Annotated in this window: 20 protein-coding genes; 11 read left to right on the plus strand and 9 right to left on the minus strand. The window is 72.5% G+C overall.

The window, feature by feature from the left end:
* Positions 1–294 precede the first annotated feature (294 nt).
* Together NON00_RS20120 and NON00_RS20125 are read right to left on the minus strand one after the other, a co-directional pair.
* A complete protein-coding gene (locus tag NON00_RS20120; RefSeq protein WP_256024503.1) occupies positions 295–1233 on the minus strand; it encodes an ABC transporter substrate-binding protein in 939 nt (312 codons plus the stop codon).
* A 157-nt stretch (positions 1234–1390) separates the two neighbouring features.
* The gene (locus NON00_RS20125; protein WP_256024504.1) at positions 1391–3475 is read right to left on the minus strand and encodes a methyltransferase domain-containing protein; all 2085 of its coding nucleotides are present in this window, start codon (positions 3473–3475) and stop codon (positions 1391–1393) included.
* Positions 3476–3954: 479 nt separating this feature from the next.
* On the opposite strand from NON00_RS20125, the gene NON00_RS20130 reads away from it, so the two are divergent.
* From NON00_RS20130 to ada, 7 genes are all read left to right on the plus strand, one after another.
* Positions 3955–4944 (plus strand): ABC transporter ATP-binding protein, encoded by a 990-nt coding sequence (locus NON00_RS20130; protein ID WP_256024505.1) that lies wholly within the window; start codon positions 3955–3957, stop codon positions 4942–4944.
* Positions 4941–6053, plus strand: coding sequence for an ABC transporter ATP-binding protein (locus NON00_RS20135; RefSeq protein ID WP_256024506.1), 1113 nt, complete (start codon positions 4941–4943; stop codon positions 6051–6053). The genes NON00_RS20130 and NON00_RS20135 overlap by 4 nt, the downstream gene beginning before the upstream one ends.
* Positions 6050–7600, plus strand: coding sequence for an ABC transporter substrate-binding protein (locus tag NON00_RS20140; protein WP_256024507.1), 1551 nt, complete (start codon positions 6050–6052; stop codon positions 7598–7600). Before NON00_RS20135 ends, NON00_RS20140 begins: the two co-directional genes overlap by 4 nt.
* A 7-nt stretch (positions 7601–7607) precedes the next feature.
* Positions 7608–8555 carry an ABC transporter permease gene (locus NON00_RS20145; protein WP_256024508.1) on the plus strand — a complete coding sequence of 316 codons (948 nt, stop codon included), beginning with the start codon at positions 7608–7610 and terminating at the stop codon, positions 8553–8555.
* Entirely contained in the window at positions 8552–9445 is an 894-nt protein-coding gene (locus NON00_RS20150) for an ABC transporter permease (RefSeq protein ID WP_256024510.1), read from the plus strand. The genes NON00_RS20145 and NON00_RS20150 overlap by 4 nt, the downstream gene beginning before the upstream one ends.
* A gap of 225 nt (positions 9446–9670) precedes the next feature.
* Complete coding sequence (locus NON00_RS20155; protein ID WP_256024511.1) at positions 9671–10249, plus strand: tetratricopeptide repeat protein; 579 nt, start codon at positions 9671–9673, stop codon at positions 10247–10249.
* A 90-nt stretch (positions 10250–10339) separates the two neighbouring features.
* Entirely contained in the window at positions 10340–11389 is a 1050-nt protein-coding gene (ada, locus tag NON00_RS20160; RefSeq protein WP_256024513.1) for a bifunctional DNA-binding transcriptional regulator/O6-methylguanine-DNA methyltransferase Ada, read from the plus strand.
* Positions 11390–11524: 135 nt separating this feature from the next.
* Here the strand turns inward: ada and pyk are convergent, their stop codons facing one another.
* From pyk to NON00_RS20175, 3 genes are all read right to left on the minus strand, one after another.
* On the minus strand, positions 11525–12958 hold the full coding sequence (gene pyk / locus NON00_RS20165; protein WP_256024514.1) for a pyruvate kinase: 1434 nt from the start codon (positions 12956–12958) through the stop codon (positions 11525–11527).
* Positions 12959–13115: 157 nt separating this feature from the next.
* Positions 13116–14402 (minus strand): glycerate kinase, encoded by a 1287-nt coding sequence (locus NON00_RS20170; RefSeq protein ID WP_256024515.1) that lies wholly within the window; start codon positions 14400–14402, stop codon positions 13116–13118.
* Positions 14403–14765: 363 nt separating this feature from the next.
* The gene (locus NON00_RS20175) at positions 14766–15665 is read right to left on the minus strand and encodes a branched-chain amino acid aminotransferase (protein WP_256024516.1); all 900 of its coding nucleotides are present in this window, start codon (positions 15663–15665) and stop codon (positions 14766–14768) included.
* Between the two features lie 115 nt (positions 15666–15780).
* Here NON00_RS20175 and NON00_RS20180 point away from each other — a divergent pair, with 115 nt between their 5' ends.
* The 3 genes from NON00_RS20180 (at position 15781) to NON00_RS20190 (ending at position 18652) form a co-directional block, all read left to right on the plus strand.
* Positions 15781–16341, plus strand: a complete 561-nt coding sequence (locus tag NON00_RS20180; protein WP_256024517.1) for a MarR family winged helix-turn-helix transcriptional regulator — start codon at positions 15781–15783, stop codon at positions 16339–16341.
* Positions 16338–17069, plus strand: a complete 732-nt coding sequence (locus tag NON00_RS20185) for a response regulator (RefSeq protein WP_256024518.1) — start codon at positions 16338–16340, stop codon at positions 17067–17069. The genes NON00_RS20180 and NON00_RS20185 overlap by 4 nt, the downstream gene beginning before the upstream one ends.
* 200 nt (positions 17070–17269) lie before the next feature.
* Positions 17270–18652: an ATP-binding protein gene (locus NON00_RS20190; RefSeq protein WP_256024524.1), complete on the plus strand. Its 1383-nt coding sequence runs from the start codon at positions 17270–17272 to the stop codon at positions 18650–18652.
* A gap of 74 nt (positions 18653–18726) precedes the next feature.
* Here NON00_RS20190 and NON00_RS20195 read toward each other — a convergent pair whose 3' ends face one another.
* From NON00_RS20195 to NON00_RS20210, 4 genes are all read right to left on the minus strand, one after another.
* On the minus strand, positions 18727–19158 hold the full coding sequence (locus NON00_RS20195) for a phasin family protein (RefSeq protein ID WP_256024519.1): 432 nt from the start codon (positions 19156–19158) through the stop codon (positions 18727–18729).
* An 82-nt stretch (positions 19159–19240) separates the two neighbouring features.
* Positions 19241–19873: a TetR/AcrR family transcriptional regulator gene (locus tag NON00_RS20200; RefSeq protein WP_256024520.1), complete on the minus strand. Its 633-nt coding sequence runs from the start codon at positions 19871–19873 to the stop codon at positions 19241–19243.
* Positions 19874–20002: 129 nt separating this feature from the next.
* The gene (proC, locus tag NON00_RS20205) at positions 20003–20815 is read right to left on the minus strand and encodes a pyrroline-5-carboxylate reductase (RefSeq protein ID WP_256024521.1); all 813 of its coding nucleotides are present in this window, start codon (positions 20813–20815) and stop codon (positions 20003–20005) included.
* 2 nt (positions 20816–20817) lie between these two features.
* The gene (locus NON00_RS20210) at positions 20818–21321 is read right to left on the minus strand and encodes a YbjN domain-containing protein (RefSeq protein WP_256024522.1); all 504 of its coding nucleotides are present in this window, start codon (positions 21319–21321) and stop codon (positions 20818–20820) included.
* A 280-nt stretch (positions 21322–21601) separates the two neighbouring features.
* Between NON00_RS20210 and NON00_RS20215 the strand changes: the two genes are divergently transcribed.
* Positions 21602–22576, plus strand: coding sequence for a DMT family transporter (locus NON00_RS20215; protein WP_256024523.1), 975 nt, complete (start codon positions 21602–21604; stop codon positions 22574–22576).
* The last annotated feature ends 152 nt before the right edge of the window (positions 22577–22728 follow it).

A 22728-nucleotide genomic window follows, 5' to 3' on the forward strand; every position in this document is an offset into this window, starting at 1 on the left:
GCGCGGTGCCGAGGCAGCCCGCCAGGAACAGCGTGGCGGCCAGCAGCACCGGGGCGGTGGCGGGCAGCGGCAGCGGGCGGGGGCTGAGCAGCCGGTTGGGTGCCAGGGCCAGCCAGCCCAGCGCCCAGGGCGCCAGCCCCGCCAGCAGGGCGAGCGCGCCCGCCACCGGTGCCCCCGCCGCCGGCCGGGTGAGACGCGCGGAGGGGTTTCCAAAGGCCTCAGGCCTTTGGTGGGGAGAGTTTGAGAGGGGCAAGGCCCCTCTCAAGACCGCGCGCCGCCTTGCCAAACGGCCGCTCAGCGCAGCAGGCCGAGGCCGCGCAGATGCGCCTCCGCCACCTGCGCCAGCGGCTGGCCCTCCACCACCACGCGGGCATTGAGCCCCTGCAGCGCCTCCAGCGTCAGCGAGGCGAAGAGCGGCTCCATCCAGTTGCCGATGCCGGGCAGGCGCTCGGCGATTTCCTGCCGCACCACGGGGGCGGGCTGGTAGACCACCTGCGCCCCCTTCGTGTCCTCCAGCACCACGAGGTCGAGGGCCTGGATGGCGCCATCCGTGCCATAGACCATGGCGGCGTTGACGCCGTTCAGCCCCTCGGCGGCGGCGCGCATGGTCACCGCCGTGTCGCCGCCCGGCAGCACCAGCAGCCGCTCCGGCGGCAGGGTGAAGCCATAGGCCTTCTGGAAGCTCGGCAGCGCCGCCGGGCTCTCGACGAATTCGGCCGAGGCGGCGAGGCGGAAGCTGCCGCGTGCCGCCAGGTGGCGGGCGAGGTCCTCCAGCGTGCGCAGCCCGGCCTGCCGCGCCAGGTCGCGCCGCACGGCGATGGCCCAGGTGTTGTTCGCCGCCGCCGGGCGCAGCCAGAGCAGCCGGTTGCGCGCGGCGTCGAGCTGGCGGACCTTCTCGGCGGCGCGCGCGGCGTCGTGCCAGTCCGGGTCCGTCTCCATCTGGAAGAAGAAGGCGCCGTTGCCGGTGTATTCCGGGTAGAGGTCGATCTCCCCGGCCAGGATCGCCTGCCGCAGGATGCGGGTGGGGCCGAGCTGCAGGCGGCGCCGCACGGCCGTGCCGCGCGCCTCCAGGATGCGCGCCATCATCTCGCCGAGCAGCGCGCCCTCCGTGTCCAGCTTGGAGGCGACGACGACGGGCGGCGGCGGGGTGCGCGCCATGGCGCGGGCGGCGGGCAGGCCGAGCGTGGCCGCCAGCCCGGCCAGGGCGCGGCGGGAAAGGCGGGGATGGGGCATGGCTGGGGTCTCCGCGGTTTCTCAGGCGTTGTCTCGGGAGGGGCTTGGGCAGAGGTGGGGGCGCTGGCCTCGCGGGCAACGCGGCAGGGCCGCCGCCGGTGGCGCCGGGGGGCGGTTTTTTCGCCCCATGCCCCGGGCAGGGAGGCGCGGGGAGGGGTTAGCGGCCATCCTTCCCCGTGCCCGCGGCGCTGCCCGCGCCGTCCTTCTGCCGCCGCCGCGCCGGATTTTTTTTCGCCCGGGTTTTCTCCAGGGCTTTCTCCTGGCTGCGCAGCGCCGCCTGGGCGGCCGACAACTCGCCGGAAAGCCGGGCGATGCGGGCCAGCAATTCCATCTGCCGCTCGCGCGGGCGGGCGAAGGAGGGGGCGCGCTCCAGCCCGATGGCGGGGTTGTCCAGATGGTTCAGCGCGATGGCGCAGCGGCAGGCCATGTCGCAGATGGCGGCATATTCGTCGAAGACGAAGTTCAGCCGGGGCGCCAGCGGGTGCCGCCCCGCATCGCGCCGCAGGCCGAGCGCGCGGCGCGCCTGGTCCAGCCCTTCCTGCCAGGCGCGCCGCGCTGCCTCCGGCTCACCCTGGCCATAGTGGATCCAGCCGAGGCGGTGGCAGGCCTCCACCGTCTTGGTGAAGAGCATCGGGCCGAAGGGGGCCGGGTCGGTGGCGATGCAGCGGTTGAACCACTGTGCCGCCAGCGCCAGCGCCCCCGTCTTCTGCGCCAGCAGCGCCGCCAGGAAGGCGAGCGAGACCAGCCAGCGCGCCACCTGCGGCTGCCGCGCCCTGCCTTCCCAGGCCGCGACCCATTGCCCGATCTGGCGCAGATGGGCGGCGAGCGCGGCCTGCTCCACCGTGCCATCCTCCAGCAGGCGGTAGCCCAGCACGGTCAGCGCCGCGGCGCGCGCCTTCTCCGGGCCGTGCTCGATCAGCGCCAGGCAGGTGCGGCGCAGCAGGGCCGGGTCGGCCGGGCGCATGCCGCCATCCAGCAGGCCGCGATGCAGCCAGGGATTGTCCAGCATGCCGGCGAAGTCGGTGGGGTTGATCCGCACCGGCTCGCCCTCGATCACCAGCCGCGGCGGATAGGCCGGCTGCGGGCCAAGGGCATAGGGCTTGATGGCGCTGGCCAGCAGCCATTGCGCCGCCGGGGGCTCGGCCTCGGGCGGGAAGGGGCGCAGCCGCGCGCCGCCCGGATGGTCCCAGCCGGTTTGCGCCGCCGTGACGTCGAGCAGGAAGCGCGCGGCCAGCCGCTCGCGCAGCGCGGCCCAGCCCGGCGGCGCGGCACGGCTGGAGCGGGAGCGGGTGCCGGAAGGGGCCGGGGGCGGCGGGGCGGCGGGGAGGGCCAGCAGCAGCCGCCCGGCCGGGGTCAGCACCCGGTGGCAGGCGGCCAGCAGCCGGTCCGGCTCCGCGCCCCGCTCCAGCGCCTCGAAGCAGAGCAGGCAATCGACGCTGTTCTCCGGCAGGCTTTCCAGCGCCGCCACCGGATCCTCCTCCACCACCACGATGCGCGGATGGGCGAAGGCGGCGCGGGCATAGGCCGCCATCGCCGCGCCGGGCAGGATGGCGGTGAGGCGCGCGGCCTCGCTCATGCGGGCCAGGAACCAGGCGCCATCGCCAGGGCCGCCGCCGGCATCGGCCACATGGTCGCCCGCCTTGATCCAGCGCCGTGCCCAGTCATAGCGCACCCGCCGCGCCACCTGGGCGGGGGAGGAGCCGCGCAGCATGTCCTGCCGCGCCGGGCTGGGATGGGGGGTGGCGGGGCCGCGCGGCAACCGCTCCGGCAGGGGTTCCAGCAGCAGCAGGGCGCCGCCGGACAGCCCCGCCTCGCGCAGCAGCCCCGTCTGCACCTGGCGCGGATGGTGGCGGAAGCCGGCGGCGAGGGCCGTGGCCTCCCAGCCATCCGGCGGCGCCTCGCCGGGGGCGTGCAGCAGCAGGGCGCCGCGCACCAGCCGGCGCAGGGCGCGCAGGGCGCGGCCCGCCCCGGCCCCCGCCATTTCCGCCGGCGCGCCGAGCAGGACGAGCGTGCCGAGCCCCGCCGGCCAGGTGCGCAGCGCCGCCAGCGGCCCGCTGGTGAAGCGGCCGGGCATGCGGGCATGGCCGGCCTCGGCCAGGGCGGCGCTCGCGGCGTGGCAGCGGGCATCCACCCCGAGGGCCAGCAGGGGCGCCACCAGCGGCGCCCCGTCATCGCCCAGCAGCAGGCAGGGGCCGGCGCCGGTCAGGGTGAGGATACGCCGCGCGAGAAGCTCCAGGCTCATGCGATCAGGCACCGTTCTGCTGGGCGCCGGGGGCGGCCCCGGCGCGGGGCTTGCTCTCTGTGCGCCGGGGCGGCCCGGACCCTTGTCGTCTGCCCCTGGCCCTTCTGCGGGGCTGTCCTTTCGAGGCTGTCCCCCCGGTTGCCCCGCGGCCTGCCCCGGGGCTGGCCATTGGGCTTTCCCCGGGGGGCTTTCCCAGGGGGGCTTTCCCCATTGGGCCTTCCCCGTTGGGCCTTGCCAGCGGGTCTTGCCATGGGGCGTCGCGGGGCACCGTTCCGCCGGCGCCGCACGGTAGCGGCGTAGGCGGGGGCGGTCCAGCCAGTGCCGCGCCCGGGCGGGCGGGGCGCGGCCTGGGGGGGCTTGTTGCCCGGCCGATACGGTGGGACCCTCTGCCAATGGGCCAGTCTGGCCCGGTTCATGCAAGCACACGGGGCCATGCGACTTTTCTCCAGATCGACCGGCCGGCGCGAATGAGCGTGCCCATGAATGCCCTGGCCCTGGAGGTCATCGACCTCTCCATCACCTTCAGGACCGATCGCGGACCGTTCCGCGCGGTGCAGGGCGTCACCTTCGCGGTGGCGCCCGGCCGCACCCTGGCCATCGTGGGGGAAAGCGGCTGCGGCAAATCCGCCACCAGCCTCGCCATCATGGGGCTGCTGCCCGGCAGCGCGCGGGTGGGGGGGACGATCCGCCTCGCCGGCCAGGAGATCGCCGAATTGCCGCCCGCCGCGCGCCGCCGCCTGCGCGGCCCCGAGATGGCGATGATCTTCCAGGAGCCGATGACCAGCCTGAACCCCGCCTTCACCGCCGGGGAGCAGGTGGCGGAGGCGCTGCGCCTGCATCGCGGCCTCTCCCACCGCGAGGCCGCCGCCGCCGCCATCGCCGCGCTGGAGCAGGTGCGCATCCCCGAGCCGGCGCGGCGCGCGGCGCAGTATCCGCACCAGCTCTCGGGCGGCATGCGCCAGCGGGTGATGATCGCCATGGCGCTGGCCTGCCGCCCCAGGCTGCTGATCGCCGACGAGCCGACCACGGCGCTCGACGTCACCGTGCAGGCGCAGATCCTCGCCCTGCTGGACGAGCTGAAGCGCGAGACAGGCACGGCGACGGTGCTGATCACCCATGACCTCGGCGTCGTCGCCGACCACGCGGATGAGGTGGTGGTGATGTATGCCGGCCAGGTGGTGGAGCGCGCCCCGGCGGCGCGGCTCTTCGCCCTGCCGCAGCACCCCTATACCATCGGGCTGCTCGGCGCCGCGCCGCGGCTGGAGGGCGGCGGCGGGCGGCTTGCCAGCATCGAGGGCACGGTGCCCGATCTGGCGGCACCGCCCCCCGGCTGCCGTTTCGCCCCGCGCTGCCCCTTCGCGCTCGGGCTGTGCCATGAGGTGGCGCCGCCCCTGCGCGGCGTCGGCCCCGCGCATGAGGCCGCCTGCCACCGCGCGCCGCTGGACGACATTCCGGAGATGGCGGCATGAGCGGCGCGCCCATCCTTGAGCTCGCCGGGCTGGTGAAGCACTTCCCGGTGCGCGACGCGCTGGGCCGCCGGCGCGGCGCGGTGCGCGCCGTCGATGGCGTGGACCTCACCCTGCGGGAGGGGGAGGTGCTGGCCATTGTCGGCGAGAGCGGCTGTGGCAAATCCACCCTCGGGCGGCTGATGCTGCACCTGATCGAGCCCGATGCCGGCACGGTGCGCTTCCGCGGCGAGGCGCTGGGGGCGCTGAAGCCCGCCGCCCTGCGCGCGCGGCGGCGCGACATGCAGCTGATCTTCCAGGACCCCTTCGCCAGCCTGGACCCGCGCATGACGGTGGAGCAGGCGGTGGCCGAGCCACTGCTGCTGCACGGCACCGTGCCGCGCGCCGACATCCCCCGCCGCGTGGCCGAGCTGCTGACGCGCGTCGGGCTGCGGCCGGAGCTGGCCCGGCGCTGGCCGCACGAGTTCAGCGGCGGGCAGCGCCAGCGCATCGCCATCGCCCGCGCTTTGGCCTCCGGCCCGGCGCTGGTGGTGGGGGATGAGCCGGTCTCGGCCCTCGATGTCTCGGTGCAGGCGCAGGTGGTGAACCTGCTGCAGGAGCTGATCCGCGAACTGGGCCTGACCTTCGTGCTGATCAGCCACGACCTCGCCGTGGTGCGCCACATCGCCGACCGCGTGGCGGTGATGTATCTCGGCCGCATCGTCGAGGAGGGGCCGGCCGCCCGGCTCTTCGCCGCGCCGCGCCACCCCTATACCCGCGCCCTGCTCGCCGCCGTGCCCGGCCAGGGCCTGCACCAGGGCGGGGCGCGCGCCGCGCCGCCGCTCCAGGGCGACATGCCGAGCCCGATCAACCCGCCCGCCGGCTGTCGCTTCCACACCCGCTGCCCCTTCGCCGAGGCGGTGTGCCGGGAGGTGGTGCCGGAGCTTGCCGGGGACGAAGCGGGGCACCGCGCCGCCTGCCACCTGCGCGACCGCCTGCCCCCCGCCACCCCGCCGCGCGAGGCGGAGCCGGGCGGCGAGCGCCTGCGCCGCCTCCAGACTTTCTTCCAGGCGGCTGCCCCGCCCTTGTCTTCCCAACCATCTTCCTCTCAGCAAGCCGGAGCCGACGCATGACGACCCGCCGCACCGCCCTGGCGCTTGGCGCCGCCCTCGCCGCCGCCCTGCTGCCCGCCGCCACCCCGGCCCTGGCCCAGGGCAGCGCGACCAGCCAGACGACCAGCCAGACCCTGCGCATCGGCCTGCGCGAGGATCCGGATATCCTCGACCCGACCCTGGCGCGCACCTTCGTCGGCCGCATCGTCTTCGCCAGCCTCTGCGACAAGCTTTTCGACATCAACGACAAGCTGGAGATCGTCCCGCAGCTCGCCACCGGCTACAGCTGGGAGGACCCGAAGACGCTGCGCATCACCCTGCGCCCCGGCGTGCTCTTCCATGACGGGGAGAAGATGGACGCCGAGGCGGTGCGCTACTCGCTGAACCGCCACCTGTCCCTGCAGGGCAGCTTCCGCCGCAGCGAGATCAACGCCATGGACAGCGTCGAGGTGGTGGACCCGCTGACCCTCCGCATCCGTCTCAAGGCACCGTCCTCGCCCTTCGTCTCGCAGCTCACCGACCGCGCCGGGATGATCGTCAGCCCCAAGGCGGCCGAGGCGGCGGGGCGCGATTTCGGCAACCGCCCCGTCTGCGCCGGGCCCTACCGCTTCGTCGAGCGCGTGGCGCAGGACCGCATCGTGGTCGAGAAATTCCCCGGCTACTGGGACGCGGCCAGCATCAGGATCAACCGCATCACCTACCTGCCGATCGCCGACAGCTCGGTGCGGCTGGCCAACCTGCAATCCGGCGCGCTGGACGTCGTCGAGGTCGCGCCCTCCGACCTCGCCACGCTGAAGGCCAACCGCCGGCTGCGCACCGTCATCCGCGAGGATCTCGGCTACCAGAGCATCATCTACAATGTGGGCAACGGCCCGCGCGCCGAGACGCCCTTCGGCCGCGATCCGCGCGTGCGCGCCGCCTTCGAACTGGCGATCGACCGCGACGCGCTCAATCAGGTGGTGTTCGAAGGGCTCGTCACCCCCACCGCCCAGGCGGTGCCGCCGGCCAGCCCCTACCACGACCCTGGCTTCCGCCCCGAGCCGCGCAATCTGGAGCGCGCCCGCGCCCTGCTGAAGGAGGCCGGCGTCGCCACCCCCGTGGTGGTGGAAATGACCGTCCCCACCAACCCCGAGCTGCGCCAGGCGGCGGAGGTGATGCAGGCCATGGTGAAGGAGGCGGGCTTCGACCTGCGCATCGCCAGCATGGAATTCGCCTCCTCCCTCCAGGCGGCGCAGCGTGGCGATTTCCAGACCTATCTTTCCGCATGGTCCGGCCGCGTCGATCCCGATGGCAATACCTGGGCCTTCCTGCACAGCAAGGGCGCCCAGAATGACGGCAAGAGCGCCAATCCCGAGGTGGACCGCCTGCTCGACGCCGCGCGGGAGGAGACGGATGGGGCGAAGCGCCGCGCCCTCTATGCCCAGGTGTGGCAGATCGCGCTGCGGCAGGACCGCGCGCGGGTCTATCTCTGGCATCGCGCCATCGTCATGGGCTACAGCGCCCGCCTGCAGAACTTCACCCTGCTGCCGGATGGCCTGATCCGCCCGCAGGGCCTCGCGCTGAACTGAGCGGCGCATGGGCCTCTGGCTGATCCGCAGGCTGGGGCAGGTCGTCCCCACCCTGCTCATCCTCTCGGTGCTGATCTTCGGGCTTCAGCAATTGATGCCCGGCGACCCGGCGCTGATCCTGGCCGGGGAGGAGCGCGGCGACCCGCAGGTGCTGGCCGAGATCCGCGCCGAGCTCCTGCTCGACCGCCCGCTCTGGGAGCAATACCTGGCCTGGCTCGGCCGCGTGCTGATGGGCGATTTCGGCTTCTCCTGGCGCATCCGCCTGCCGGTGGCGCAGCTCATTCTCGACAAGCTGCCGGTCACCCTCCAGCTCGGCCTGATGGCCTTCGTCATCGCCGTGGCCATCGGCGTGCCGGCCGGCATCGTCTCGGCGGTGTGGAAGGACCGGCCGGCGGACTGGGTGGCCAATGGCCTCGCCCTGGCCGGCATCTCCACGCCGAATTTCTGGATGGGGATCATGATGATCCTCCTCTTCAGCGTGCATCTCGGCTGGCTGCCGCCCTCCGGCTACGTGCCGCTGGCGGAGGACCCGCTGCAATCCCTGGCCACCACCATCATGCCGGCCTTCGTCCTCGGCGGCAGCATCGCCGGGGTGCTGATGCGCCACACCCGCGCCGCCATGCTGACCGCCCTGGCGCAGGATTATGTCCGCACCGCCCGCGCCAAGGGCCTGCCGGAGCGCCTCGTCATCGCCAAGCACGCGCTGCGCAACGCGCTCATCCCGGTGGTGACGCTCGGCACCATCGAACTCGGCCGCCTGCTCGCCGGCGCGGTGCTGACGGAGCAGATCTTCACCATCCCGGGCTTCGGCAAGCTGATCGTCGATGCCGTCTTCAACCGCGATTATCCGGTGGTGCAGGGGGTGGTGATGGCGACGGCGCTGATCTTCGTCCTGCTCTCCCTGCTGGCGGACCTGCTCTACATGGCCATCAATCCGCGGCTGAGGGCGGCATGAGCGCCCCCGCCACGACACGCCCCCTGGCCCCGCCCGCCGCGCGCGGGGAAAGCCCGGGGCGGCGCGCGCTGCGCCGCTTCTGCCGGCACCGGCTGGCGCTGCTCGGCGCCGTGGTGGTGCTGGGCTTCGTGCTGGCGGCGCTGCTGGCGCCCTGGATCGCGCCCTACGACCCCATCGCCACCTCCTGGAGCCGCATCCGCAAGCCGCCCTCGGAGCTCTACTGGTTCGGCACGGATGAGAATGGGCGGGATGTCTTCTCCCGCGTGATCTGGGGGGCGCGGGCCTCGCTGATGGCGGGGGTGGTGTCAGTGGCGGCGGCGGTGGGGATCGGCGTGCCCTTCGGCCTGCTGTCCGGCCTGGCCGGGGGATGGGTGGATGCGGTGATCTCGCGCATCGCCGATGCCATGCTCTCCGTGCCCTTCCTGATCCTGGCCATCGCGCTCGCCGCCTTCCTTGGCCCGGCGCTGGAGAATGCGATGCTGGCCATCGCCATTTCCGCCACGCCCATCTTCGTGCGGCTGGCGCGCGGCATGGCGCTGGAGGCCAAGGCGACGGACTGGGTGGAGGCCGCCCGCGCGCTGGGCAACCCCCCCTGGCGCACGGCGCTGCGCCATGTGCTGCCCAACATCATCCCGCCGCTGCTGGTGCAGGGCACGCTGGCCATCGCGGAGGCGGTGATCGCCGAGGCGTCGCTCTCCTTCCTGGGCCTCGGGCAGCAGCCGCCGGCACCCTCCTGGGGCTCCATGCTGAACGCGGCGCAGCGCTTCCTGACGCAGGCGCCGTGGATGTCCATCTATCCGGGGCTGGCCATTTTCGCGGTGGTGCTGGCCTTCAACCTGATGGGCGACGGGCTGCGCGACGCGCTGGACCCGCGCAGCGACCGGCGCTGAGGCGTGTGGCCTTGAGAGGGGCTTCGCCCCTCTCAAACTCTCCCGACCAAAGGCCTGAGGCCTTTGGAAACCCATCCGTAAAAGCACCCACTGATGGCGGGTGCAGGGGACCCTGTCCCCTGCTGGGGGTGAGGGGGCAAAGCCCCCTCAAGCGCGCCGGATTTTTTCATGGTTGCCCCGGCGTTTTTGCTTGATCGCAAGGGGAGGGGCCCCAAGCTCCCTGTCATGCGCCGCGCCATTCTTCCCCTCCTGGCTACCCTGTTGCTGCCGCCGCTGGCGGTGGCGCAACAGCCCGCCCGCCCGCAGGCCCAGGCGGAGGCCCGCCGCGCCGAGGCCAACCGGCTGCTGGACATGCTGCCCGCCGCGCCGGATGACGTGGCGGGGCAGGCGCTGGAAGCCCGCATCCGCGCGCTCTGGGCGCAGGGCACCTCTCCGGCGGTGGCGCTGCTGCTGCGCCGCGGCCAGCGCAACATGGAAAGCGAGGCCCCCGCCGATGCGGTGGAGGATTTCGACGCCGCCCTGACGCTCCAGCCCGGCCATGCCGAGGCCTGGCTGCTGCGCGCCCAGGCCCTGGCCACCATTGGCGATGTCGAGGCGGCGATGCGCGACCTGCGCCAGGTTCTGGTGCTGGAGCCGCGCCATTTCATCGCCCTGGCCATGCTCTCCACCCTTCAGGAGCAACTGGGCGACATGCCCGGTGCTCTGCGCTCGATGGAGGAGGCGATGAGCCTGCACCCCCATCTGGCCGGCGGGGCGGAGCGGCTGCGCGGCCTGCACCGCAAGCTGAGCGGCGACGAAACCTGATCCGCGCCTTACCGGCGCACAAAGCGGCCCGCGCCGTACCGGCGCACAAAGCGGAGGGCGGAAGGGGCCGCCGCGTGGCATCCTGCCGCCATGAGCCCGGATGACGAAACCCTCTGGATCGCCCTGCAACGCCGCGAGGCCCGGCCCGGCCTGCTTTATGGCGTGGTGACGCAGGGGGTCTATTGCCGCTTCGGCTGCCCCTCCCGCCTGCCGCTGCGGCGCAATGTCCGCTTCTTCGCCGGGGAGGGGGCGGCGGAAGAGGCCGGCTTCCGCCCCTGCCGCCGCTGCGACCCGCGCGGGGACCGCGCGGCGCTCCAGGCCGAGGCGGTGCGCGCCACCTGCGATCTCATCGAGGCGTCGGAAGCCATGCCGCCTCTGGCCGTCCTGGCGGCGCGCGCGGGCTATGCGCGCCACCATTTCCTGCGACTGTTCCGCGAGATCACCGGCCTGACCCCGCGCGCCTATGCCGAGGCCGTCAAGGCCCGCCGCTTACGCGCTGCCCTGGCGGCCGGGGAGCGCGTGGCGGAGGCCGTGGCCGGTGCCGGCTTCGGCAGTGAGAGCCGGGTCTATGAACAGCCTGGCCGGCTGCTTGGCATGACACCCGGCGCCGCCCGCCGTGGTGGGGCGGGCGAGAGCATCCGCCATGCCTGTGCCCCCACGCCGCTCGGCCTGATGCAGGTGGCGATGACGGAGAAGGGCATCTGCCGCATCGGCTTCGGGCCGGATGAGGAGACGCTGCTGGGTGAACTCGCGCTGCGCTTTCCGCAGGCGCGGCTGGAGCCGGGCGGGGCGGCGATGGCGGAGGCGCTGGCGGTGGTGGTGGCGTTCCTGGGCGAGCCGCGCGGTGCCCTGTCCCTGCCGCTGGATCTGCGCGGCACGGCTTTCCAGCACCGGGTCTGGCAGGCCCTGACAGAAATCCCGCCGGGGGAGACGACGACCTATTCCGCCCTGGCCGGGCGGCTGGGCATGCCGAAGGCGGTGCGCGCCGTGGCCTCGGCCTGCGCGGCGAATCCGGTGGCGGTGGCGGTGCCCTGCCACCGTGTCGTGGCGAAGGATGGGGCGCTGACCGGCTATCGCTGGGGTCTTGAGCGCAAGCGCGCCCTGTTGAAGCGGGAACAGGAGGGGCGCGGCCCCTCCTGACCTTCCCACCGTAGGAACAGGGGCCCCATATTTTTTGGGGACCCCGCCACCAGGGGCGCTGACTGAACGCGGGGTCCGGGGTGGCCGTGCCACCCCGGCGGAGGGGTTTGGGGAGGCGGAGCCTCCCCAGAAGAGTTACTTCACCGTGGCGACGCGCAGGGCGTTGGTGGTGCCCGGCGTGCCGAAGGGGACGCCGGCGGTGACGACGACTTCGTCGCCCGACTGGGCGAAGCCCTCGGCCTGGGCGGAGCGCACGGCCTTGGCGACCATGTCGGTCATGCTGTGCGGCTCGGCGGAGACGAGGGAGTGGACGCCCCAGACCACCGCCATGCGGCGCGCCGTGGCCTCGCTGCTGGTCAGGCCGAGGATCGGGCTGGCCGGGCGCTCGCGCGCCACACGCAGGGTGGTGGAGCCGGTGGCGGAGAAGGTGGCGATGGCCTCCGCCCCGATGGTCTCCGCCACCTGGCGCGCGGCGGTGGCGATGGCGCCGGCGGAGTTCTTCTCCGGCGCGGGGCGGGCGGCGTCGGTGAGCTGGCGCCAGCCGGCATCCTGCTCCACGCGGTGCAGGATGCGGTCCATCATGTTCACCGCCTCGAAGGGATACTGGCCGGCGGCGCTCTCGGCGGAGAGCATCACGGCATCCGCCCCGTCGAAGACGGCGGTGGCGACGTCGGAGGCCTCGGCGCGGGTGGGGGCGGGGGCGCTGATCATGCTTTCCAGCATCTGCGTCGCCACCACCACGGGCTTGCCCAGGGTGCGGGCGGCGCGGACGATGCGCTTCTGGATCAGCGGCACTTCCTCCGGCGGGCATTCCACGCCGAGATCGCCGCGCGCGACCATGACGCAATCGGTCAGCGCCAGGATGCCATCGAGATTCTCGACGGCCTGGGGCTTTTCCATCTTCACCATGACCCAGGCGCGGCCATTGGCGATGGCCTTGGCCTCCGCCACATCCTCCGGCCGCTGCACGAAGGAGAGGCCGATATACTCGATGCCGAGCGGCAGGACGAAGTCGAGGTCGGCGCGGTCCTTCTCCGTCAGGGCGGGGATGGGCAGGACGACGTCCGGCACGTTCACGCCCTTGCGGTCGGAGAGCGGGCCGCCCACCAGGATCTCGGTCTCCAGGTGGTCGTCGCGCTTGTGGACGACGCGCAGGCGCAGCTTGCCGTCATCGAGCAGCAGGGTGGTGCCGATGCGCGCGGCGTCCATGATCTCGGGGTGGGGCAGCTGGACGCGGCGGACATCGCCCGGCGTCGCGCTCATGTCGAGGCGGAAGCGCTGCCCGGTCTGCAACTGCACGCGCCCGCCCTGGAAGCGGCCGACGCGCAGCTTCGGGCCCTGGACATCTGCCAGGATGCCGATGGGCCGGCCGACCTTCTTCTCCAGGTCGCGGATCATCTGCACGCGGGCGGCGTGGTCCTCGTGGCTGCCATGGCTGAAGTTCAGCCGGAACACATCGGCGCCGCCGCGATAGAGCCGCTCGATCACCTCAGGCGTCGAGCTGGCGGGGCCGAGCGTCGCGACAATCTTGGTGCGGCGGCGGCGGCGGAGGGGAATGCGCGGGGCCAAGGCTTTTTCCTTCAGTCGGCGCGGGCCTTGCGGCCCGGGATCAGTCTCGCCGGGCCAGGCGGCCCGGAGTGTCAGGTATGCCGGGCCAGGCGGCCCGGCGGGTATCATGCGGCGCGGGCCGTGTCGCCCGCACCGCGATACCATCCAGGATAGCGGATCAGGCGATCAGGATCGCGCGGAAGTCGTTCACATTGGTCAAGGTCGGCCCGGTGACGATGCAATCCCCCAGGCGCTCGAACAAGCTCAGGCTGTCATGGCTGGCCAGCACGGCGCGCGGGTCCAGCCCGGCGGCGCGGGCGCGCTCCAGCGTGTCCGGCCCGGCCAGGGCGCCGGCGACATCGCCCGAAGAGCCATCGATGCCATCCGTGTCGCCCATCAGCCCCCAGAGGCCGGGAGTGCCGGCGGCGGCCAGGGCGAAGCCCAGCAGGCAGGCGGTGTTGCGCCCGCCCCGGCCACGGGCGGAGCCGGCGCGCATGGTCACGCTGGTCTCGCCGCCGCTGAGCAGCACGGCGGGGCCGCGCAGCGGGTGGCCATAGGCGCGCGCGCTCATCGCCATGCCGGCCAGCACGGTGCCGACGGTGAAGGCCTCGCCCTGGATGGCATCGCCCAGCACCAGCGGCGTCAGGCCCAGGGCCCGCGCCTCGGCCGCGGCGGCCTCCAGCGCCAGGCGCGGCGTGGCGATCAGCTTGTAGCCGGCGCGGGAGAGGCGCTTATCCCCGGGCTTGGGCGTTTCATCCGCCGCGGCCTCCAGATGGGCGGCGACGGCGGGGGGCAGCTCGATCTCGTAATGCGCCACCAGGGCGCGCGCCTCGGCGAAGGTGGTGGCGTCCGGCACGGTGGGGCCGGAACCGATGACGGAGGGGTCATCCCCCGGCACGTCGGAAATGGCCAGGGTGCGCACCCGCGCCGGGTAGGCCGCCGCCGCCAGCCGCCCGCCCTTGATCGCCGAGAGGTGGCGGCGGACGCAGTTCATTTCCTGGATCGTGGCGCCAGAGGCCAGCAGGGCGCGGTTGACCGCCTGCTTCTCCTCCAGCGTCAGGCCCGGGGCGGGGAGGGGCATCAGGGCCGAGGCGCCGCCGGACATCAGGGCCAGCACCATGTCGTCTTCCGTCAGGCCGGAGACGGCCGCCAGCATGCGGCGCGCCGCCTCCATCCCGGCGGCGTCGGGCACCGGGTGGGCGGCCTGCACCACCTCGATCTTCTGCGTCGGCACGGCATGGTCGTAGGGGCAGACGACGACACCGCTCAGCGGCACATCGGGCCATGCGGCCTCGACGGCGGCGGCCATCACCGCCCCGGACTTGCCGCCACCCACCACCACCACGCGGCCCTTGGGAAGGCCGGGCAGGTGGCTGGCCAGCATGGCGCGCGGGTCCGCCGCGCGGATGGCGGCATCGAACAGCCGGCGCAGCGCGGCGCGTGCGGATTCGTCGGTCCAGCTCATTGGTACAGCGTTCCCCCAAGCTCCTTTCCTTATTCTGGCCCTCCAGGCGGCGCGGCAAAAGGGTGTCGCTGTGACGTTTCGCCCAGGAATGTGTCTCTCAGGCCGCGACGGGAGCATTTTTTTCGCGCAGGCCACCAGGGGCGGTGCTGGACCCCCTCTGCCGGCGCCGCGCAGGGGGCGCGCCTGACCCCGCGGCGCATCAGACCGCGTGCCAGACGGATGATTTTTCAGGAACCTTCTTTTTCTGAAGAAAAAGAAGCAAAAAGACTTTTTCAGTTTGGCGTCCCGCCCATAGCCATGAGCGGGACGCCCACTGATAGAAGTTTTTTGGTTCTTTTTTACAAAAAAGAACCCTTTCCCTTTTTAAGCGGCGCGGCGCGCCACCTCCTCCGGGCTCATCCGCACCAGGGCCTCATAGTCCTTCAGCAGGGTCTCGGTGATGGCGCCCGGGGTGTATTCGAAGCCCGCGATGGCGCGCACCGGCGTCACCTCGGCGGCGGTGCCGGCCAGGAAGACCTCGCTCGCGCGGCCCAGCTCCTCGGCGGCGATGGTGCGCTCCACCACCTTGATCTGGCGCTGCCTGGCCAGGCCCATCACCGTGCGGCGGGTGATGCCGTCCAGGAAGCAGATCGGCGTCGGCGTGTGCAGCTCGCCATCGAAGACGAAGAAGGCATTGGCGCCGGTCGCCTCGGCCACGTCGCCCTTGAAGTCGAGCATCAGCGCGTCGTCGAAGCCCTGCGCCTCGGCGGCGTGCTTGGACAGGGTGCCGATCATGTAGAGGCCGGCGGCCTTGGAGGCGGTCGGCGCCGTGTCGGGCGCCGGGCGCCGCCAGGGGGCCATGCCGAGGCGCACGCCCTTCATGCGGTTGGCGCCGAACAGGTTCGGCCAGGCCCAGGTGGCGATCGCCAGATGGATCTTCGTCTGCTGCGCCGAGACCGCCAGCATCTCCGAGCCGCGCCAGGCCAGCGGGCGGACATAGGCATCCGTCAGCCCGTTCTTCTGCATCACCGCGATGCAGGCGGCGTCGATCTCTTCCGCCGTATAGGGGATCTCGAAGCCGAGGATGCGGCCGGAGGCGATCAGGCGCTCCGTGTGCTCACGCAGCTTGAAGATATTTCCGGCATAGGCCCGCTCGCCCTCGAACACGCCGCTGGCATAATGCAGCCCGTGGGTCAGGACGTGCAGCTTGGCATCCCGCCAGGGCAGCATCTGGCCGTCCATCCAGATCCAGCCGTCACGGTCGTCGAAAGGAACCAGCGCCATGTGTGTCATCCTCCGGGGCCTGTTCACGCAATATCATTGCGCGTAACGTGGGGACGGTAAAACTTAAAACGATAATGTGTCAATGAAGCTGACCCAACACGGAAGCATGCCCGCCATGTCGGACGCACCGGACGCCAAGCCCGTCGGCGCGGGGCGCCAGCTTCTCTTCCTGCGGGAGGAGGAGCTACGGCTTGCCCAGGACCTGCTGTTCTTCGGCTATCGCGACTTCACCGCGGGGCCGGACGCCATCCTGGCGGAGCTGGGCATGGGGCGGGCGCACCACCGGGTGCTGCATTTCGTCGGCCGCCGCCCCGGCATCACGGTGGGGGAGCTTCTGGCCATCCTCGGCATCACCAAGCAGTCGCTCGGCCGCGTGCTGACGCCGCTGGTGGAGGAAGGCTATGTCACCCAGCAGCCCGGCCGCAATGACCGCCGCCAGCGCCTGCTCTCGCTGACCGAGAAGGGGGAGGCGCTGGAACGCCGCCTGTTCGAGCGGCAGCGGGAATGGGTGATGCAGGCCTATCGCGAGGCCGGCCCGGTCGCGGTAGAAGGCTTTCGCCGCGTCATGCGCGGCCTGATGGGGCCGGAGGCGCGGGCACAGCTGGACCGCGCGTCCGGCGGTGCCCCGGGTAGTGCCTCTGGCGGTGCCCCGGGCGGCAAGCGGAGCGCGGCATGAGCCTGAGCACGTCCACCGGCAGCCTGCCCACGGGGGCGGAGCCGCATCTTCTTGTGGTCGATGACGATGCGCGGCTGCGCAAGCTGTTGCAGCGTTTCCTCTCGGAACAGGGCTTCCGCGTCACCGCCGCCGCCGATGCCGCCGCGGCGCGGCAGGCGCTGCACAGCATGGCCTTCGACCTGCTGGTGCTGGATGTGATGATGCCCGGCGAATCGGGCCTGGACCTGACGGAGAGCCTGCGGCGCGAGGGGCAGGACGTGCCCATCCTGATGCTGACCGCCGCCGGCGCGCCGGATGACCGGGTGGCGGGCTTCGAGCGCGGCGCGGATGACTACCTGGCCAAGCCCTTCGAGCCGCGCGAGCTGGCGCTGCGCATCCGCACCATCCTGAAGCGCGCCGCGCCGGCGCTGCCGGCCACGCTGCCGCTGGCGCCGGTGCAGCTTGGCCCCCGCTGGTTCGACCCGGAGCGCGGCGAACTGCGCGGCCAGGACGGCACCCAGCGCCTGACGGGGGGGGAGGCCGCCCTGCTCGGTGCCCTGGCCCGCCGCGCCGGGGAGGTGCTGACGCGCGAGGAAATCGCCGCCGCCCTGGGCACGCCCGAGGCCGGGGAGCGCGCCATCGACGTCCAGGTGACCCGCCTGCGCCGCAAGATCGAGCCTGACCCGCGCGAGCCGCGCTTTCTCCAGACGGTGCGGCACAAGGGCTATGTGCTGAAGCCGGGAACTTAAAGATAAAAAAGAAGCGTTCTTTTTTGAAAAAAAAGAACCAAAAAACTTTTATCAGTTTCGCGTCCCACTGTGCCGGGAGACGGCGGCAGCCTGAAAAAAGTCTTTTTGCTTCTTTTTCTTCAGAAAAAGAAGGTTGACTATGAAATCTCCCTCATAAAGAGAGATTGGCGCTTGCCCGCGCGCCCCGCTATGCCGGCGGCATGAAGCCCACGCCGCCCCCCCTGCGCCCCGCCCTCCGCCTGCTGGCCGCGCCGCTGCGGCTGCTGCTGCCGCGTGGGCTGCTGGGGCGGGCGCTGCTCATCATCCTGCTGCCGCTGCTCATCCTCCAGGGGGTGGCGCTGCAACTCTTCTATGGCGGGCATCTCGACGTCATCTCCCGCCGCCTGGCCGGCGGCGTGGGCGGCGATGTCGGCATGGTGGTGGAACTGCTCGCCCGCCACCCGATCGACAGCGAGCGGGACTGGATCTTCCGCGAGGCCGCGTGGCGGCTGGATCTCTCCCTGGCCTTCGAGGCCGGGGCCTCGCTCGGCCTGCCCGGCCAGCGCGGCAGCTGGATGCCGCTGCTGCCGCTGGAGGATGACCTCTCCCAGGCCCTGCGCGACCGTGTCGGCCTGCCCTTCGACACGGACTGGCAGTCCGACCCGCGCAGCGTCATCATCCGCGTGCAGCTGCCGGATGGCGTGCTGCATGTGGAGGCGCCGCGCAAGCGCCTGTTCTTCGGTACGCTCTATCTGTTCGTGCTGTGGCTGGTGGGCACCTCGCTGCTGCTCTTCTTCGTGGCGGCGATGTTCATGAAGAACCAGGTGCGCGCCATCCGCCGCCTGGCCAGCGCGGCGGAGGCCTTCGGCCTGGGCCGTGAACTCGGCCCCATCAAGCCCGAGGGCGCGGCGGAGGTGCGGCAGGCGGCGGCGGCCTTCAACCAGATGCAGGCGCGCATCCGCCGCTTCATCACCCAGCGCACCGAGATGCTGGCCGGCATCAGCCACGACCTGCGCACGCCGCTGACGCGCCTGCGCCTCAGCCTCGCCATGCTGCCGCCCGGCGCGGAGGAGGATGCCGCCGCCATGACCGAGGATGTGGCGGAAATGGAGCGGATGGTGGCCACCTACCTCGCCTTCGCCCGTGGCGAGGGGCTGGAGCAGACCCAGCCGGCCGACCTCGTGGAACTGGTGCGCGACCTCGCCGACCGCGCCCGCCGCGACGGCGCCACGGTGACGGTGGAGGCGCCCGAGGCCCTCATCCTGCCGCTGCGGGTGGATGCGCTGCGGCGCTGCCTCGGCAATCTGCTCGACAATGCGCGGCGGCATGCGCGGCGCATCGATCTCGCCCTGTCGGAGGCGGCGCGGCAGGAAGGGGGGCGGCCGGCGGGGCGCTGGGTGTTCATCACCGTCGATGATGACGGGCCGGGAATCCCGGAAGCCTCGCGCGAGGAGGCCTTCCGGCCCTTCACCAGCTTCTCGGCGGGGGGGACGGGGCTGGGCCTCGCCATCGCCCGCGATATCGCCCGCGCCCATGGCGGCGATATCGCGCTGGAAGCCAGCCCCCTGGGGGGGCTGCGGGCGAGGATCCGCCTGCCGGCCTGAGGGGCGGCAAGGGGAGCAAGAGAAGGGTTCTTTTTTGGAAAAAAGAACCAAAAAACTTTTTCAGAAAGCTGGAGTCAGGGGGTCTTGGCCATCAGCTTCTGGACCTCCTCCATCGCCTCGGCGAAGCGCCTGTTCAGCAGCGACAGCGCCTCGGTGTTCGACTTCTGGATCATGTCGGCGATCTCCTGCAGGTTGGAGACGGCGCGGCCATAGGTGGCCTTCAGCATCTCCGCCTGCTTCGCCGCCTGGTCCTGCGGCGAGGCGCCAGGGGTCGCGGCCTGCATCACCTGCGTCATCTCGGACATGGATTGCTGGAGAATCTCCATGTGCCGGCGGGCCACCGCCTGGGCCCCCTCCAGCGCCACCCTGTTGGCGGCGGAGAGCGCCTCGAAGTTGCGGCGCTGCGCCGCGGCGAGGGCTTCCATATCCGGCATGACCGGCAGGCGAAAATCCGAGAGCAGCCGCATGATGTCCATCTCCGGCGCGATCTTGAACCCGTCCGACATCGCATTTCCTCCCGCGATTCTTGTCTGCGGCCACTCTAGCCACGCGGCGGGGCAGGCCGGAAGCCGTTCCGGCGCGCCAGGGTCACGATGCCGCGGGGTGTGCCTCCGGCGCGGCGGGCGGCGCGGGCGGCGGGGCGGCGCCATCGAGGCGCAGCAGGCGCGCCGCGCGCTCGGCCTTGTCCAGCGCGCGGTCCAGCGCGGCCATGGTGGCGCCGAGATCCATCGTCTCATCCTGTTCCCAGGCGCGCAGGGTGGCGATCCACACCACCGAGAGACCCTTGACCCGCAGCGCCCCGGCCGGGCCGCAGGAGGGAATGCCGGCGGCCTCCAGCATCCAGCTCATCGAGGCAGCGAGCACCGGCGCCAGGGCGAGGCTGAGCAGCGGGTCCCGCCGCATCTCGCGGCCGAAGCGGAGCAGCCCCTCGCGGTGCGGCTGCAGCGCGTCCAGCCGGCGCATCAGCGTGTCGAAAAGCTGGTCGCGCGGGGAACCGCTCGGGCTGGTGGGGGCGTCGCGCAGCACCTGCTCATCCACCCAGCGGCTGTGGCGGCAGAGCAGGGCGAATTTCGCCGGCGCCACGCCCCGCAGCGCGGCGAGGGAGGTGCCGGCGCGCTCCGCCAGTTGCGGCAGGGTGAAGCCGTTCCATCCGTGCTCGGCCACCAGGGACCAGAGCGCGTCCATCAGGGCGTTGTCGTCGGGGGGAGAGGTCTCGATCATGCCCAGACAATGGCCCCGCCCCCCGCGCTGCGCCAGGGGGCTGACAGAAGGGTTTCCAAAGGCCTCAGGCCTTTGGTGGCTGCGCGGCACTGCCGCGCAGGTTTGAGAGGGGCGAAGCCCCTCTCAAGGTCAGGCCGCGAGTTCCCTCGACCGCGCCGTGGCCGCCGCGATGGCCTCGGACATCAGCTTCGGCCAGGCTTCGGAGGCCATGAGCACGTTGAGGGCGCGCTCCGTCGTCCCCTTGGGGCTGGTGACGTTGCGGCGCAGCTGGGCGGCGTCCAGCTCGCTGGCGGCGAGCAGCGCGCCGGAGCCGGAGACGGTGCGCCGCGCCATGCGGCGGGCGAGATCCGGCGGCAGCCCCTGCTCGATGGCGGCGGCTTCCAGCACCTCGGCCAGCAGGAAGACATAGGCCGGCCCGCCGCCGGAGACGGCGGTGACGGGGTCGATCAGCCCTTCCTCCTCCAGCCAGGCGACCTCGCCGATGGCGGAGAGCAGGGCATCGCACAGCGCCTTCTGCTCCGGGCTGACGCCGGGGCCGGGATAGGCGCAGGTGAAGCCCTGGCGCACGGCGGCGGGGGTATTGGGCATGGCGCGCACCACGCGCGCCGCGCCGCCGAGCAGGGCGGTGATGCCGCCCACCGTCTTGCCCGCCATGATGGAGACGATCAGGGCGCCGGCCCTGGCATGGGCGGCGAAGCCGGGCAGGGCGGCCTCCGCCTGCTGCGGCTTGGTGGCCAGCACCACGGCGGCCGGGGTGAAATCGGGCGGGATATCGGCGGCGGTGGCGCAGATGGTGACGCGCCCGGCGAAGGCTTCCGTGGCCTCCGCATAGGGTTCCACCACCACGACCTGCTCCACGCCGCGCTCGAGCCAGCCTTCCAGCATGGCCCCGCCCATCTTGCCGCAGCCGACGAGAAGAATCGGCGGCAAAGTCTCACCCATGCTCAGGCTTCCCCTACGCAATCCAGCATGGCCGCGGCGAGGGCCTCGGCCGGCGGCTTGCCGCCCCATAGCACGAACTGGAAGGCGGGGAAAAACCGCTCGCACTCGGTGATGGCGATGTCGACCATGTCTTCCAGGCTTTCGGCGCTGGCGCCGGGGGCGCCGCGCAGCAGCACGGCGTGGCGGTAGACGGGGGCGCCATCCTCGCTGTCGAGGCCGAAATGGCCGATCCACAGCTTCTCATTGGCCAGGGCCAGCAGCTCATAGAGCGGGCCGCGCCGGTTGGCCGGCACCTTCAGGTCGAAGGCGCAGGTGAAATGCATGGCGCTGATCTCCTGCGACCAGGAGAAGAACAGGCCGTAATCGCACCACTTGCCCGGGGCTTCGGCCGCCATCTCGCCGTCGGAGCGCCGCTCGAACACCCACTCATTGGCGGTGACGATCTGCTCCAGGATGTCGAGCGGATTGGCGGAACGGTCGCGGTCAACGGTCTGCAGGCCGGACATCGCGGCACCTCCTTCCCATTCGGGGGGCTGGGCCACCCAGATCTTGGGTGAAGCCAAACGCCCGCACCACAATACGCGGCATATCGCGGGGGCAAATCGCGCCGCAAGAGGCAAGGGCGAGTCCAGGCGTTGCGGCCAGGGATTTTTACCGCATCGCAATATACTTCTCCGGGCATGAAACAACCCGCCCTGCGGGCCTTTCCTGGTGGAAAAGGCGGCATGGCTGGGGCGGCGGTCGCGGGCATGGTCGCCCTGGAGGGGCGCGGCTAGGGTCGGCGCCATGCCCTCCGAGTCCGCCCCGCCCCCCGTGGCTGCCACACCCGTCGCCGCTCTGCCCGTCCCTGGCCGGGAGAGGGCCATCGGCCTCGCCTGTGCCTTCGCCGTGGTGGTGGTCTGGGCCGGCTTCGCCCTCTCCGGCCGGCTCTCGGCCCGGCAGTCCTTCACGCCCTGGGATGTGGGGGCGCTGCGCTACATGGGCTCGCTGCTGGCCGGGCTGCTGCTGGCGGCGCGCTTCGGCTGGCCGCGCCTGCCGCCGCGGCAGGTGCTGGGGCTGGCGGCGGGGGCGGCCTTCGGCTTCCCGCTCTGCGCCTACTGGGCCTTCCGCTATGCCCCTGCCGCCCATGCCGGGGTGCTGCTCACCGGCACGCTGCCCTTCCTCACCGCTCTGCTGGCGGCGCTGGTGCTGGGGGAGGGGTTCTCGCGCGCGCGGCTGCTCTCCCTCGGCGTGGTGGCGGCGGGCATCGCCCTGCTGGCGGGGGATACCTTCGCCGCCTGGCCCGGTGCCTGGAGGGGGGACCTGCTCTTCCTGGCGGGCAGCTTCTCCTGGGCGGTCTTCACCGTGCTGCTGCGGCGCTGGCGGGTGCCGGCGCTCACCGCCACCACGGCGCTCGCCCTCTATCCGCCCCTGCTCTACCTGCCGCTGTGGTGGCTCTTCCTGCCCTCCAGCCTGGGCGAGGCCCCGGCGGGCGCCATCGCCTACCAGTTCGTCTATCAGGGCTTCATCGCCGTGGTGGTGGCGGGCTTCCTCTTCGCCCGCGCCGTGGTGGCGCTGGGGGGCGCGCTGACCACCACCATCACGGCGCTGACCCCGGCGCTCTCCGCCCTCGGCGCCTGGCCGCTGCTGGGGGAGCCGCTGGGCCTGGCCGGGCTGGCCGGGGTGGCGATGGTCTCTCTCGGCATGGCGCTCGGCGTGCTGGGCCAAGGGACGGGCCAAGGGACAGGCCAAGGGACAGGCCAGGGGAGGGGAACGCGCTGATGCGCCTCGCGCTGTGCCCCGATCCGGCCCTGCCGCCGGACTCCTGGCCGGAGGCGGATCTGCTGGTCCTGCCGGCCGATCCCTGGGCCGCCGACCGCGCCCCCTGGCCCGCCGCCCGCGCCGCCGCCGCCGCGCGGCTGGAGGCCCTGGCC

It is taken from the genome of Roseomonas sp. GC11 (assembly GCF_024437745.1).
Lineage (GTDB): Bacteria > Pseudomonadota > Alphaproteobacteria > Acetobacterales > Acetobacteraceae > Pseudoroseomonas.